12 protein-coding genes and 3 pseudogenes are annotated in these 12,758 nt (G+C 72.5%); 7 read left to right on the top strand and 8 right to left on the bottom strand.

Going from position 1 to position 12,758, the window contains the following annotated elements; translation table 11 throughout:
- Positions 1-4 precede the first annotated feature (4 nt).
- Positions 5-172, bottom strand: a complete 168-nt coding sequence (locus BT364_RS41395) for a LamG domain-containing protein (protein ID WP_177328071.1) — start codon at positions 170-172, stop codon at positions 5-7.
- A gap of 301 nt (positions 173-473) precedes the next feature.
- A pseudogene (gene rpmE / locus BT364_RS09365) lies at positions 474-641 on the bottom strand (50S ribosomal protein L31); the annotation flags it as partial.
- 220 nt (positions 642-861) lie between these two features.
- Between rpmE and BT364_RS42655 the strand changes: the two are divergent.
- Positions 862-1,062 (top strand): hypothetical protein, encoded by a 201-nt coding sequence (locus BT364_RS42655; protein ID WP_256259655.1) that lies wholly within the window; start codon positions 862-864, stop codon positions 1,060-1,062.
- Positions 1,063-1,179: 117 nt separating this feature from the next.
- Here the strand turns inward: BT364_RS42655 and BT364_RS09355 are convergent, their stop codons facing one another.
- Positions 1,180-2,118 carry a LysR family transcriptional regulator gene (locus BT364_RS09355; protein ID WP_079179371.1) on the bottom strand — a complete coding sequence of 313 codons (939 nt, stop codon included), beginning with the start codon at positions 2,116-2,118 and terminating at the stop codon, positions 1,180-1,182.
- 80 nt (positions 2,119-2,198) lie between these two features.
- Between BT364_RS09355 and BT364_RS09350 the strand changes: the two genes are divergently transcribed.
- Positions 2,199-3,464 (top strand): MFS transporter, encoded by a 1,266-nt coding sequence (locus tag BT364_RS09350; protein WP_256259654.1) that lies wholly within the window; start codon positions 2,199-2,201, stop codon positions 3,462-3,464.
- Here BT364_RS09350 and BT364_RS09345 read toward each other — a convergent pair.
- The 3 genes and pseudogenes from BT364_RS09345 to BT364_RS09335 form a co-directional block, all read right to left on the bottom strand.
- Positions 3,454-3,771 (bottom strand): cupin domain-containing protein, encoded by a 318-nt coding sequence (locus BT364_RS09345; RefSeq protein WP_072484665.1) that lies wholly within the window; start codon positions 3,769-3,771, stop codon positions 3,454-3,456. The genes BT364_RS09350 and BT364_RS09345 overlap by 11 nt on opposite strands.
- Before the next feature lie 62 nt (positions 3,772-3,833).
- Positions 3,834-4,364, bottom strand: a pseudogene (locus tag BT364_RS09340) (alpha-amylase family glycosyl hydrolase); the annotation flags it as partial.
- A gap of 1 nt (position 4,365) precedes the next feature.
- Positions 4,366-4,848: a GNAT family N-acetyltransferase gene (locus BT364_RS09335; RefSeq protein WP_072484664.1), complete on the bottom strand. Its 483-nt coding sequence runs from the start codon at positions 4,846-4,848 to the stop codon at positions 4,366-4,368.
- A gap of 206 nt (positions 4,849-5,054) precedes the next feature.
- Between BT364_RS09335 and pgm the strand changes: the two genes are divergently transcribed.
- Positions 5,055-6,695 (top strand): phosphoglucomutase (alpha-D-glucose-1,6-bisphosphate-dependent), encoded by a 1,641-nt coding sequence (pgm, locus tag BT364_RS09330; protein WP_072484906.1) that lies wholly within the window; start codon positions 5,055-5,057, stop codon positions 6,693-6,695.
- Positions 6,696-6,741: 46 nt separating this feature from the next.
- On the opposite strand, the gene BT364_RS09325 is transcribed toward pgm, so the two are convergent.
- Entirely contained in the window at positions 6,742-8,415 is a 1,674-nt protein-coding gene (locus BT364_RS09325) for a PHP domain-containing protein (RefSeq protein ID WP_072484663.1), read from the bottom strand.
- 212 nt (positions 8,416-8,627) lie between these two features.
- Between BT364_RS09325 and BT364_RS09320 the strand changes: the two are divergent.
- The 4 genes and pseudogenes from BT364_RS09320 to BT364_RS09305 all read left to right on the top strand — a co-directional run.
- Positions 8,628-8,864 (top strand): annotated as a pseudogene (locus BT364_RS09320) (ATP-binding protein); the annotation flags it as partial.
- 91 nt (positions 8,865-8,955) lie between these two features.
- Entirely contained in the window at positions 8,956-9,567 is a 612-nt protein-coding gene (locus BT364_RS09315) for a TetR/AcrR family transcriptional regulator (RefSeq protein ID WP_072484662.1), read from the top strand.
- A 66-nt stretch (positions 9,568-9,633) separates the two neighbouring features.
- Entirely contained in the window at positions 9,634-11,337 is a 1,704-nt protein-coding gene (locus tag BT364_RS09310) for an acyl-CoA dehydrogenase family protein (protein ID WP_072484661.1), read from the top strand.
- A gap of 80 nt (positions 11,338-11,417) precedes the next feature.
- Positions 11,418-12,269 (top strand): SCO6745 family protein, encoded by an 852-nt coding sequence (locus BT364_RS09305; protein WP_072484660.1) that lies wholly within the window; start codon positions 11,418-11,420, stop codon positions 12,267-12,269.
- On the opposite strand, the gene BT364_RS42650 is transcribed toward BT364_RS09305, so the two are convergent.
- Positions 12,266-12,592, bottom strand: coding sequence for a DUF6629 family protein (locus BT364_RS42650; RefSeq protein ID WP_072484659.1), 327 nt, complete (start codon positions 12,590-12,592; stop codon positions 12,266-12,268). The two genes, BT364_RS09305 and BT364_RS42650, sit on opposite strands and share 4 nt — an antisense overlap.
- Positions 12,593-12,758 lie beyond the last annotated feature (166 nt).

Here is a 12,758-nt window from a genome sequence, read left to right as displayed (position 1 = left end):
TCTCCTACAGTGCGGTGACGAACGTGTCCTGGTAGGCGGCGCGGCCTCCGAACACATTGAGCCCGATCCTGCCGCCTGTGTGGCGGGTATCGGTCACATCGACGGCCTGCCGGCCGTCGACGAATGCCTCGCTCCGCGCGCCCCGGGCCCTGATCCGCAGCGGGAGGCTCACCCCCGCTGCGGATCAGCAGGTGTGCCTCGGCGAGCACGGTGGTCCGGCCGCCGTCCCTGCGAAAGAACCTGACGGTCCGCAGGTTCGGGTCGAGGTCGAGGGCGTAGCCGTCGGCCGTGTCGGGTGTGGTGCGCGGCAGCACCGATCCGGCGCCGCCGGTCCCGTCCGGGCCGCCGAGCTCGGTGGTGAAGGCGGTGCCGTCCCAGTCGCCGAGGGGGCTTGGCCAGCCGTGTCAAGGGGGGGAACGGCCCGGGTCCCCCGCCCCCTCGACGGGGCCGGGGGACCCGGGTCCACCAGCAGGTCAGGAGGCGTCCTCGCCCCCATACCTGCGCTCGAACCTGGCGACCTGTCCCTCAGAGTCGACGACCCGCGCCTTCCCGGTGAAGAAGGGGTGGCTCTCGGCGGAGATCTCCACGTCGATGACGGGGTAGCTGTTGCCGTCGTCCCAGTCGATCGGTCGGCGGGAGGATCGGCGAGTGCCGGGCCTGATCACGTCGGGCGCGGTGACGTTGCATGCGGAACCTGTGCTTGACCCCGTGCACCTCGCGGTTCGGTGGATCGGCAGAGAGGAAGAGCGTGTCACCGCAACAGTGATCCCATGACCTCGAAGCCTACGAAGCCAGGGTGCGCAACGGCCCGCGCTGCGTGTGCGAGTTCGTGGCGGGTGCCCCGGCTCCGCGCATGTCACGGTGTACGAGGACGAGCATCACATCGCGTTCCTGGACCGGTATCAGGCCTGGTCGTCCACGATCGGCGACCAGATGGCGACCGAGCACACGCTTCTGGCGCCCCCGTCCGGCACGGGACGGGATCAACTCGTGGTCCTGCTGCGGAAGATCGCCCTGGCCGCGGAGCCGGACGGCCCTCCGCTGATGCCGGGCGTCGACTGAGCACACCGCGGGCCCGGGACGAGCCCGGCGCGCGGGAACGCCTCGGGGGCACGCCCTCCCATGGCCGTTCGCCGGGAGACACGGAGATCGTTCGTGCGGAGAGAGGGCGAGTGGCCGCTACGGTGCCGGTCGCCGACTCCTCGGTCCTGCCGCGCCTGCTCCCGCATCCGGCGGCACCCCGGCACCGGGATCGACACCGAGTCCTGTCAGGAACGCCGCAGCCGCCGGGGCCGGGCGGAAGCGGCTCCACACCAGGCGCTCCGTGCGTGCGGGGGCGTCGCGGACGGGAAGCACGTGCACTCCGGTCAGCTCAGCCGCGAAGGCGGCCGGCAGCATGGCGATGCCGAGTCCGCTGCGTACCAGCCGGACGATGAAGTCGGTGCCGCTGACCTCGAACGCCACCTCGCGGGTGAGGCCCATCGCCGCGAACGCCTCCTCGGACTGGGCCCGGGCCGCGGTGCCGTCGGGGTAGTCGACGAACATCTCCCGCGCCAGCCGGTCGAGACCCGCTTCCGCCTGCCCGGCCAGGGGATGGGTGGGCGCCACGACGGCGACCAGTTCGCCCGTGCCGAGCTCGTGATCGCTCACGCCCTTCGGCCGGTAGCTGGGCAGCACCCCCAGGAACGCCACGTCGAGCGTCCCGTCCCGCACCTCCTGGACCAGGTCCTTGCTCGCCCCGTCCCGCAGCACGATGTGCACCTTCGGGTAGCGCAGGTGGAACGCCCGCAGCGCCGCCGGGATGTCGACCGCGGCAACGGTCGGAATGGCTCCCACCGCGAGGCGGCCGCGGACCTCCCCCGCCGTCGCGGCGACCTCGGCCCGGGCCCGCTCCGCCGCGTCCAGCGCCTGCCGGGCCTCCGGCAGGAACACCTCGCCCGCCGCGGTGAGCCGCACCTGACGGCTGGTGCGGTCGAAGAGCCTTGCTCCCAGCTCCTTCTCCAGCCGGGCGATCTGATGGCTCAGGGCCGACTGCACGACCAGGCAGCGCTTCGCGGCGCGTGTGAAGCTGCCCAGTTCCGCCACCGCGACGACGTACCGCATCTGCTGAAGTTCCATCCATCCATCGTGAACCACGATCGATGGAATGAAAAACATGTGTTGGACTCATGGATGGTCGATCCCGGACGCTGGGGCACATGGCTCACACCACTCACGAAACCCGCAGCCGGGCCGTGCCCCGCGCGATGTCCGGACAGCCCGCGCTCGGGCGCGGTCTGGTTCTGCTGATGGCTCTGGCCGCCGCCCTCTCCTGCGCCGGGAACTACTTCGCGCAGCCGCTCCTCGACATCATCGAGGTGAATCTGGGCATCGGTGTCACCGCGGCGGGGCTGATCGTGACCGCTGCCCAGGCCGGGTACGCGCTGGGGCTGATCCTGCTCGTCCCGCTCGGGGACGTCATGGACCGACGGCGGCTCGCCGTGGGCCTGTTCGCGCTCACCGCCTTCTTCCTCCTGGCCACGGCCGCCGCCCCCACCGGCCCGCTGCTGATCGCGGGCACGCTGCTGACCGCACTGACCTCCGTCGGGGCCCAGGTCGTGGTGCCGTTCGCGGCGGCGCTCGCGGCTCCGGCCGAGCGCGGCAGGATCGTCGGCGTCGTGATGTCCGGCGTGCTGCTCGGCGGGCTGTTCGGGCGGCTGGCCGCGGGCGCGCTGTCCGAGCTCGGCGGCTGGCGGACCGTGTACTGGGTGAACGCGCTGCTCATGGCCGTCATGGCGGTACTTCTGCACCGTCGGCTCCCCCGCCTGCCCCGGCCGCACGGCTCGGCCACGATGTCGTACACCGGGCTGCTGCGCTCCACGCTGGCCCTGCTGCGGCAGGAGCCCCTGTTGCGCCGGCGGGCGGCCATCGGCGCGTTCTCCATGGCCTCGTACAGCGTGCAGCTGACCGCGCTGACGTTCCTGCTGACGCGGCCGCCCTTCCACTGGAACGCGGCCGCCATCGGGCTCTTCGGCCTGGTGGGCGTCATCGGTGTGGTGGGCATGAACATCGCGGCCCGGCTGAGCGACCGCGGCCGGGTGCAGGCCGTATCGGGGACGGCGGCCGCGCTCCTCACGCTCGCCTGGCTGCCGCTGCTGGCCGGTGAGTCGTCGCTGCTGTGGCTGACGGTCGGCGTGATCCTGCTGAACATCGCCCAGCAGGCGGGACTCAACAGCAGCCAGAACGTGATCTACGCGCTCCGCCCGGAGGCCCGCAACCGGATCAATTCCGCGTTCATGACGCTCTTCTTCCTGGGCGGGGCGGCCGGGGCCGCGCTCGCTTCGGTGGTCTGGTCCCGGGCTGGCTGGAGCGGCATCTGCCTCCTGGGCGGTGCGCTCGCCGCGGGCAGCCTGGTGCTGTGGATCCTGGAGCGCGTACGGGCGGCCTCCGCCGCACGTCCCCGCACCGTCACCGTCAGTCGTTGACGGCGGTCAGCAGCACCACGGCGTCCTCCAGCGCCAGCAGCCCGTGCCGCTCCTGCGGGAGCGGCTGGAGCTCTCCGGCGCTCAGCTCCACATCGCCCGAGGCCGCCGTGAGCCGGACCCTGCCGCGGAGCACCTGGAGGGAGGCCGCGGCGGGGGCGTTGTGCTCGTCGAGGGCGGAACCCGAGGTCAGGGCGATGACGGTCTGCCTCAGGGTTTCCTCGTGCAGCAGGCGGTGGGCGCTGCGGCCGTGCGCGGAGGCCCGGGCCGCGGCCAGATGCTCGTCGGCGAGGGCATTGAGATCGTCCATGTGCCCACTGTGCCGCAGCGCCCGTCTCCCCGCGATCCTGAGTCCTGCCCGTGCGGGCGGCCCTACGGCCGCAGCCAGGCCGCGGTGTCCCGCGGGAGCCGCCCCCGCTCGTCCAGCGGGCCGCTGAGCAGCAGGGTGTCCGTGCCTTCGGGCAGCTCCACGGGCTCCTCCCCCGGACCGACCACACAGGTCGGCCCGCCGGTGCGGGTGAAGGCGAGCACGCCGGGCGCGGAGGGCGGCCAGGTCAGCTGCCGGCCGGCGGCCCCCGCGGCGCGGAAGCCGGGCTCGGTCCGGCGCAGCCGCAGCGCCTCGCGGTAGAGGCTGAGCATCGACTCCGGGTCGGTGCTCTGCCGGTCGGCGGCGTACGAGGACCAGCCGGCCGGCTGCGGGAGCCATGGCTCCGTGGTGGAACCGAACCCGGCGTACGGTTCCTGCGCCGACCACGGAAACGGGACCCGGCAGCCGTCGCGTCCCGGGTCGGTGCCGCCCGAGCGCAGGTGCATCGGATCCTGGATCCGCTCGCGCGGGACGTCGGCTTCCGGAAATCCCAGTTCCTCGCCCTGATAGAGACAGACCGCGCCGGGCAGGGCGAGCTCAGCCGTTCGCCGTCCACCGGTATCTGACATCCGGTTCGTTCTCCTCGTTGCGGCTGCCGTCGTCGAGGCCGACCGCGGTGAAGCCGTGCCGCTCGTAGAAGGCCCGGGCGTCCGTATTGCGCTGGAAGACGTACAGCGTGAGCTCCTCGGCCGCGCGTTCACGCACATCGGCCAGGAGCAGTGTGCCGATGCCCCGGCGCCGTACGTCGGGGCGCAGATAGAGGTGTTCCAGCTCGGTTCCGTCCAGGGAGGCGAAGCCCAGCAGCTCTCCGGTGCCGGTCTCGGCGATCCGCACCGTCGTTCCGGGCAGGACCACATGGGTCATCCAGGCGAGGGTGTCCTCGTCGCTGTGCACCTTCGGCAGGTACGGCATGGACTCGGCGCGCGAGGCGAGGAAGAGCCGGGTCAGCGGTCCGGCGTCCTCGGCGGTGGCGCCGCGCAGCAGTATCCGGCCGTCCGGTGCGGAATCGTTCGGTGCCATCTCGTCTCTCCTGGTCCGGCCGGAAACCCGCCGCCTCGCACGGTCCGGTGGTGAACTGCTCATGATCGTGGACGAACCTATGCCGGAGCCCGTCGGATCCGCCAGCGGGATTCGGCCCGTCCGGGCGGGGCAGTCGCGAAGCGGCGCGGGCCACCGGCGAAAATATGGCGGGGAAGACCGCAGCGACCGACACGGAGGAGTGGCAGATGCCGCACGAACGAGCTGGACAGCCGGCCCGGCCGGAGGATCTCATCGATGTGGCCCGGCTGGTGACGGCGTACTACACGCTGCACCCGGACCCGGCCGAGCCGGACCAGCGGGTGGCGTTCGGTACCTCCGGTCACCGCGGGTCGTCGACGGCCACCGCGTTCAACGAGGACCACATCGCCGCCACCAGCCAGGCCATCAGCGAGTACCGGGCGCGCCGGGGCACGGACGGGCCGCTCTTCCTCGGCGCCGACACCCATGCGCTGTCGGAGCCGGCCCGGAACACCGCCGTCGAGGTGTTCGCCGCCAATGACGTGACCGTGCTCATCGATCCGGCCGACGGCTACACCCCGACCCCGGCGGTCTCGCACGCCGTCCTCGGCCACAACCGGGGCCGGAAGGGGCACCTCGCCGACGGTGTGGTGGTCACTCCGTCCCACAACCCGCCCGGCGACGGCGGGTTCAAGTACAACCCGCCGAACGGCGGTCCCGCCGGGTCCGATGCCACCGGCTGGATCCAGGAGCGGGCCAACGAGATCATCGCGGGCGGGATGAAGGACGTGCGCCGGCTGCCGTACGCCCGCGCACGGGCGGCGTCGACCACCGGGACGTACGACTTCCTCGGCAACTACGTGGCCGACCTGCCGTCCGTGCTCGACCTGGACGCGATCCGCACGGCCGGAGTGCGCATCGGCGCCGACCCGTTGGGCGGCGCGTCGGTCGCGTACTGGGGCCGGATCGCCGAGCAGCACCGGCTCGATCTGACGGTGGTCAATCCGCTGACCGACCCCACCTGGCGGTTCATGACGCTGGACTGGGACGGAAAGATCCGGATGGACTGCTCGTCGCCGTACGCGATGGCCTCGCTGATCGGGCAGCGGGAGCGCTATCAGATCGCGACCGGGAACGACGCCGACGCCGACCGGCACGGCATCGTGACGCCGGACGCCGGGCTGATGAACCCGAACCACTACCTCGCCGTCGCCATCGACTACCTGTACGCCCACCGCGAGCAGTGGCCTGCTTCCGCGGGGGTCGGCAAGACGCTGGTCTCGTCGGGCATGATCGACCGGGTCGCCGCCGGTCTCGGCCGTGAGCTGGTCGAAGTGCCGGTCGGCTTCAAGTGGTTCGTGGACGGTCTGGTCGACGGTTCGCTCGGGTTCGGCGGCGAGGAGTCCGCCGGGGCCTCGTTCCTGCGCCGCGACGGATCGGTGTGGACGACCGACAAGGACGGCATCCTCCTGGCGCTGCTGGCCTCGGAGATCCTCGCGGTGACGGGCAAGTCCCCGTCCGAGCACTACGCGGCGCTCACCGCCCGGTTCGGTGAGCCCGCGTACGCCCGGATCGACGCTCCCGCCGACCGCGAGCAGAAGGCGGTCCTCGCGCGTCTCTCCCCCGAGCAGGTCACCGCCGACACGCTGGCCGGAGAGCCGGTCACGGCCGTGCTGACCGAGGCGCCCGGCAACGGCGCACCGATCGGCGGCATCAAGGTGACCACCGAGAACGCCTGGTTCGCCGCGCGCCCCTCGGGTACCGAGGACGTGTACAAGATCTACGCGGAGTCGTTCCTGGGCGCCGACCATCTCGGCCGGGTGCAGGAGGAGGCCAGGGCCGTGGTCTCCGCGGCGCTGGAGTCCTGAGTCCGGCCGGGGCGGCCCGGAGGCCGCCCCGGCCGTTCGCGCGGGCTCAGCGCGCGACGTCCACGAAGACCGGGTTGGTGTAGAACCAGGTGTCCAGCCACGGATTTCCCTGGCCCGGCTCGTGCGGCAGCGGGCCGTGCGGGTCGATCGCCGCGCCGAGGAACCCCTTGCCGTGGCGCTTGCCGTCGCTGCCGCGCAGCCGCAGGTAGAACGGCTCGTCCGCGCGGCCGACCGGGATGCGCAGGGTGTACGTGCCGCGGCGGCGGGAGACGTCGGCGGTGTGGGCGAGCCGGGTGTCGGGGGCACGCCAGTCGTCGCGGTCTGCGGCCGGGCCGCGGACCGCTCCGCGGATGACGTCGACGTGCTCCAGGCGCGGCAGCACTCCGTAGGGGTTGCGGCGGGACGCGGCGGTCACCGTGACGGTGAGGGTGAGCCGCTCGCCGCGCCGGGCGCGCAGCCGGCCGCCGAGCGTGGCGCTGTTGCCGTGCTCGCCGCGCACCTTGACGTCGATGCCGTCGATGAGGTGGCCGTGGTCGACCCAGACCCGGCCGGCCCGCAGCCCCTCCATCACGTTCCGGTAGCCGTACCGGGTGACGCCGACGTGGGTACGGCTGAACTGGCCGGGCCAGAAGTCGCCGCCGGGCTGCGGTTCGGTCGTGTTGTACGGGTCGGGGAGGTGGCCGGTGTTGTCGAAGTTCTGGCCGGGCGGCCACTCGCCGTTGACCCAGGTGTCCTGGGCGACGCGGTGGACGTCGGAGTTGGAGGTGATCGTGAAGAGCTTGCCCTCCGCCAGCATCGCGTCCCACAGGCCGCCGACGGTCGCGGTGGCCCAGTCGAATCCGCCGTAGGTGACGTAGGCCTCGCGCGGGTAGCCGGGCCAGGAGTCGGCGGACGGTGAATTGCTGTACTCGCCGCGGACGTTGGTGTCCGCGTGCCAGCCCGGTATCGCGCCTGCCTGGGCGCCGGGGGCGCCCTCCATGCCGATCATGATCTCGGGGGCGGCGTCGCGCCAGCCGCGCATCTCGTGCGGGGAGTCGATGCCGAGGCGCATGGGGTGGTTGGCGAGGACGAGTACGTCGTCGACGTAGCGGGTGCGGCGCTGTTCGGCCAGCCACTTGAGGGCCTTGACCGCGTGCGCCTCGTTCCGCGGGGTGTCGGGGTGCGTCGGGGCGCCGGCCGTGTAGCCGAGCAGCTTGCCGTCGAAGGCCTCCTCGAAGCGGGTGAGGAGGTCGACCTCGTGCCGTCCGGGCGGTGAGAAGACGGTGCAGTGCTCTGCTCCGGGGATGTACCACTCCAGCCCCTGGAAGATCAGCATGCGCTTGTTGTCGGCGCGGGCTTTGAGGATCTCCCGGTGCTCCCGCGCGGCGCCGAACTCGGCGTGGCCGATGTTGCTGTGCTCGGTGAGGACCATCCAGTCGAGGCCGAACTTATGTCCTGCCGAGGCGAGTTGGGAGAACGTGTACTTGGCGTCGTGGCTGTACACGGAGTGGTTGTGGTGGTCGCCGACCAGATAGACCAGGTCCGGGGCATGCCCGTGACCGTGCCCGTGGGACCGGCCTCCCCGGCTGTCGGCCACCGCGGGCAGCGGCAGCGAGGCGGCGGCGAAGGCCGCGCCGAACAGCCCGGCGCGGCGCATCAGCCCTCGGCGGCTGAGTCCCTGGGGGTCGAGCGACTCCGCGGGAACCTGGGGGTCGGCCCATTCGGGCACGGGGTGGGACATGACGCGTCGTTCTCCTTCGTGCGGGGCGGCGGCGGTCCGGGGCCGGACCGCGGGGCCGCCACCAGGAGGATTCCTTGATTCCGGAACCATTCGGTGAACCCCGGACGAAGTACGGGAGTCGCGCCCGGGGCACGCGGGTGGCGCTCGCTCCCGAAGCACACCGGGCCGGCAGCGGTTCACCCGTCCGGTGCCCCTCCAATGGCGGAGTCCGCGCGGTCCGCCACGGCACCCCTCCCCTGCGGCTGATCCTGGACCGCACGCTCACCTGCGAAGTCCATGACAGCAGCCCGATCGCACCCCATCTGCACCATGCCCGCACCATCGACGAGGGCGGGCGCGGGCTGTTCATCGTCTCCCGGCTCGCCGCCCACGGGGGCACCCGGTACAGCACCGACGGCAAGACCCTGTGGACCGAGCAGGAGCTCGGATCCGCCACCGACGGTTCCTGAACCGGCCGGGACGATTCCGCGACGGGCCATTGCACCCGGAGAACAACAGTGGTTGGCTGAACAACAGAAGATATGAATCGAGGTTCAGATCATGGCCTACCGGCCCACCGCCCGCACGGAGGCGACCCGGCTCGCCCATCGCGAACGACTGCTCGACGCGGCACGGCAGCTGCTCGCCGAGGGCGGATACCCGGCGGCCAGCATCTCCGCGCTCGCCCGGCGGGCCGGCATCGCCACCGGGAGCGTGTACAACCACTTCTCGTCCAAGCAGGAGCTGCTCGCCGCGGTCTTCCGGCATGTGGCGGGCCATGAGCTCGGCGCCGTGCGGGAGGCGGTGCGGGCACACAGCGGTGCCGGCGAACAGCTGCGGGCGCTCGTCGAGGTCTTCTCGTACCGCGCGCTGCGCAGCCCCCGTACGGCCTGGGCACTGCTGGCCGAGCCGGTCGATCCGCTCGTGGAGGAGGAGCGGCTCACCTACCGGCGCGGCTATCACCTCCTCGCCGAGACGGTCATCGTCGCCGGGATCTCCGCAGGTGAACTGCCCCCGCAGAACGCCAAGTTGTCGGCCGCCGCCGTGATCGGGGCGGTCGGCGAGGCACTGCTCGGCCCGCTCTCGCCGGTCAGTGCGCGGACCGACCCGGAACCGGTCGTGGAGAGCATCACCACGCTGTGCCTCAGAGCGGTCGGCGCCGAAGGCGCCTGACCACGAGCCGCCTGCCCCGATCCCCCCACCTCCCCGACCGCCGACCCAGGACAGGACCCCCCCACCATGACCGCCACTCAGCACCAAACCGACCTGCCGCCCTGGGCCCCCGCGCCGCACCCCACCCATGAGGTCACCAACCAGGCACCGCCCCGGAAGGACCTCGACGAGTACGGCACCGACCTGCCGCTCGCCGAGGCCGTCCGTACCTTCGGCGCAGCCTGGCACGAACCGGAGCTGCACGAGATCGGCACCCTGGTCGGCTCCGAGCGCTTCCAGACCGCCACCGAGCTCGCCCACACCTCGCCGCCCGCCCTGCGCACCCACGACCGGTACGGCAACCGCGTCGACGAGATCGACTTCCACCCCGCGTACCACGAGATCATCGGCGCGGCCGTGAGCCATGGCACGCACACCGCGGGCTGGGCCGACCCGAAGCCCGGGGCGGCGGTGGCGCGGGCCGCGTCGTTCATGCTGTTCACCCAGATCGAACCCGGTCACGGCTGCCCGATGTCCATGTCGCATGCCGTGGTCCCGGTCCTGCAGCGCGATCCGGAGGTGGGCCGGGACTGGCTGCCGGGCCTGCTCAGCCGCTCGTACGACCCCCGCCTGATCGCCCCGGGCGAGAAATCCGGGCTCACCTTCGGCATGGGGATGACGGAGAAGCAGGGCGGCTCCGACGTACGCGCCAACACCACGCGGGCCGTCCCGCTGGCCTCCGACCCCGAGGGCCGGGCCCATCTGCTGACCGGCCACAAGTGGTTCTTCTCCGCCCCGCAGTCGGACGCCTTCCTGGTGCTGGCCCAGGCCGAGGCCGGGCTCACCTGTTTCCTCGTGCCGCGGGTTCTGGCCGACGGCACCCGCAACACCGTCCGCATCCAGCGGCTGAAGAACAAGCTCGGCAACAAGTCGAACGCCTCCTCCGAGGTGGAGTTCGACGGCACCTGGGCGGTACGGGTCGGCGAGCCCGGCCGCGGTGTCCCGACCATCATCGAGATGGTCGACCACACCCGGCTCGACTGTGTGCTCGGCACCACCGCCGGCATGCGCCAGTCGGTGTCGGAGGCGATCTGGCACGCGCGGCACCGCAGCGCCTTCGGTGTCCGGCTGGCCGACCAGCCGGCCATGACAGCGGTCCTCGCCGACCTGGCGCTGGAGACGGAGGCCGCGACCTGGACCTCGCTGCGGCTGGCCCACGCGTACGAGAGCGGCAGCGGCGAGTCCGGGGAGATGTTCCGCCGGCTGGCCACCGCGGTGTCCAAGTACTGGATCTGCAAGCGCGGCCCGCACCACGCCTACGAGGCGCTGGAGTGCCTGGGCGGCAACGGCTACACCGAGGACTGGCCGCTGGCCCGGCGCTACCGCGAGCAGCCGGTGATGGCGGTGTGGGAGGGGTCCGGCAACGTCATCGCCCTCGATGTGCTGCGCGGCATCGGAAAGACACCGCAGTCGCTGGACGCCTTCTGGGCCGAGCTGGAGATCACGGCCGGCGCCAGCCCCGTACTGGACGCACACGTCCGCCGGGTGCGCCGGGAGCTCGCCGAGGACCTGCGCGACCCGCTCACGGCGCAGACCCGGGCCCGGGCGTCGGTCGAGGGCATGGCGCTGGCCCTGCAGGCCTCGCTGATGCTCCGTCACGCTCCCGCGGCCTCGGCCGAGGCATTCGTGGCCGCCCGGCTCGGCGAAACCCGCGGTCACCAGTACGGCGTCCTGCCGCGCGGCACCGACGCGGCGGCGATCGTGGAGCGGCACTTCGGCACCGGCGGCTGAGCCGTGCGGGCGGGCCCGGGTCGCGCGGCGGCTCGTGCCCGCCCGTCGCCGTCGGGCGGGGCGCGGGTTAGGTTGGCCCCATGGAGTCGAGACCCCGCACCCTGTGGCTGCGTACCGAGCCCCTCCACGCAGTGATCTACTTCGACGAGGAGTGCCGGGGCATCGGAAGGTCCGTCGGCCTCAAGAGCTTCTGGATGGGGTACTTCGCCACCCGTACGGCCCCGATGGGACGCATCGGGGCCGAGGCCGCCACCGCTGTGCTGGGCGTCTTCGCACCGGGCATGGTGGCCCGCACACTGCCCGACGCGTGGCGGCTCGTCACCCCCGAGAAGCTCATCGACCTCCGCGCCCGGCTCGCCGCCCGTGCGCTGCGCCGCCTGGTCCCCGGAGTCGACTCCCTCGCCGGCCGGCTCAATCCGCCGCTCGCCGCGATGGTGGCGGACGCATCGCCCCTCGCCCGCCCGCTGTTCGCCGCGAACCGCTCGCTGTGCGACCGCACCGATCCGGTGGAGAACCTCTGGCAACTCACCACCACGCTGCGGGAGTTCCGGGGCGACGCCCATGTCACCGCGCTCGCCGACCACGGTCTCGACGCGCCAGAGGCGCTCGTCCTCGCCGCCGCCACGGACCGTGTCCCGCGCGAGGGCATCCGGCTCGACCGCGGCTGGACCGAGGCGGAGTGGGCGGACGCCCAGGAACGGCTCCGCTCCCGCGGCCTGATCGACGCGGAGTCGGGCGTCACCCCACGCAGTCACCGGGAACGGGAGCTCGTCGAGGACACCACCGACCGGCTGGCCGCCCGGCTGCTGCGCCCCCTCGCCGAGAGCGCGGTGGACGAACTGCTCGCCGCCCTGGAGCTGCCGGCCCGGCAGGTGCTGGGGGCACAGCTGCTGCCGTTCCCCAACCCGATCGGCCTGCCCCGGCAGGTCTAGGTCGCAGGGTCGGTCTCAGGGTCCGGGCGGGTCCGGCACCGCAGGATCACCGAGCACACCGCCGCGAAGGCGCACCGGACCGCGACGGACTCCGGACGCCACAGTGCCGCGCAGACGGTGGCCCCGACGGCGGCCGGCACCCCGGGCCCTCTCAGCAGCCGGTCCCCGGACAGGAGCAGGGCGCCGACCCTGGCCAGGAGATACCCGGCGACCAGCAGCCCGGGACGGGGGACGTCGAGCGTAAGGGCTGTCCCGTAATCCCTGGCGGGCGCGCGACGACAGCCACGGCACCTCGCCGCGTTGTCGGAAACGCCCGAGTACATCCAGTATCCGGGCGTCCTTCCGCCTTGCGATGCACCGCGTCTGACGCCGCACGCTGATCCACCAGGGACTACGGGACAGGCCGAGGGCGTGGCCCCGGATCTCGATGGCCACCGCGGCAGCGCGGAAGCGGTCGCTTCCGTACGCAACGCTACGGCTCCGGCGGCG

It is taken from the genome of Streptomyces atratus (genome assembly GCF_900119365.1).
Lineage (GTDB): Bacteria > Actinomycetota > Actinomycetes > Streptomycetales > Streptomycetaceae > Streptomyces > Streptomyces atratus_B.
Note: the sequence above shows the minus strand (reverse complement) of the source record. Positions and strands in the feature narration are given on the sequence as shown.

Coding starts and splice junctions, on each gene's coding strand:
- BT364_RS09310 (WP_072484661.1), top strand. CDS start 9,634: ATGACCGCCACTCAGCACCAAACCGACCTGCCGCCCTGGGCCCCCGCG.
- BT364_RS09350 (WP_256259654.1), top strand. CDS start 2,199: ATGGCTCACACCACTCACGAAACCCGCAGCCGGGCCGTGCCCCGCGCG.
- BT364_RS09305 (WP_072484660.1), top strand. CDS start 11,418: ATGGAGTCGAGACCCCGCACCCTGTGGCTGCGTACCGAGCCCCTCCAC.
- BT364_RS09335 (WP_072484664.1), bottom strand. CDS start 4,848: ATGGCACCGAACGATTCCGCACCGGACGGCCGGATACTGCTGCGCGGC.
- BT364_RS09345 (WP_072484665.1), bottom strand. CDS start 3,771: ATGGACGATCTCAATGCCCTCGCCGACGAGCATCTGGCCGCGGCCCGG.
- BT364_RS09355 (WP_079179371.1), bottom strand. CDS start 2,118: ATGGAACTTCAGCAGATGCGGTACGTCGTCGCGGTGGCGGAACTGGGC.
- pgm (WP_072484906.1), top strand. CDS start 5,055: ATGCCGCACGAACGAGCTGGACAGCCGGCCCGGCCGGAGGATCTCATC.
- BT364_RS09325 (WP_072484663.1), bottom strand. CDS start 8,415: ATGTCCCACCCCGTGCCCGAATGGGCCGACCCCCAGGTTCCCGCGGAG.
- BT364_RS42650 (WP_072484659.1), bottom strand. CDS start 12,592: ATGTACTCGGGCGTTTCCGACAACGCGGCGAGGTGCCGTGGCTGTCGT.
- BT364_RS09315 (WP_072484662.1), top strand. CDS start 8,956: ATGGCCTACCGGCCCACCGCCCGCACGGAGGCGACCCGGCTCGCCCAT.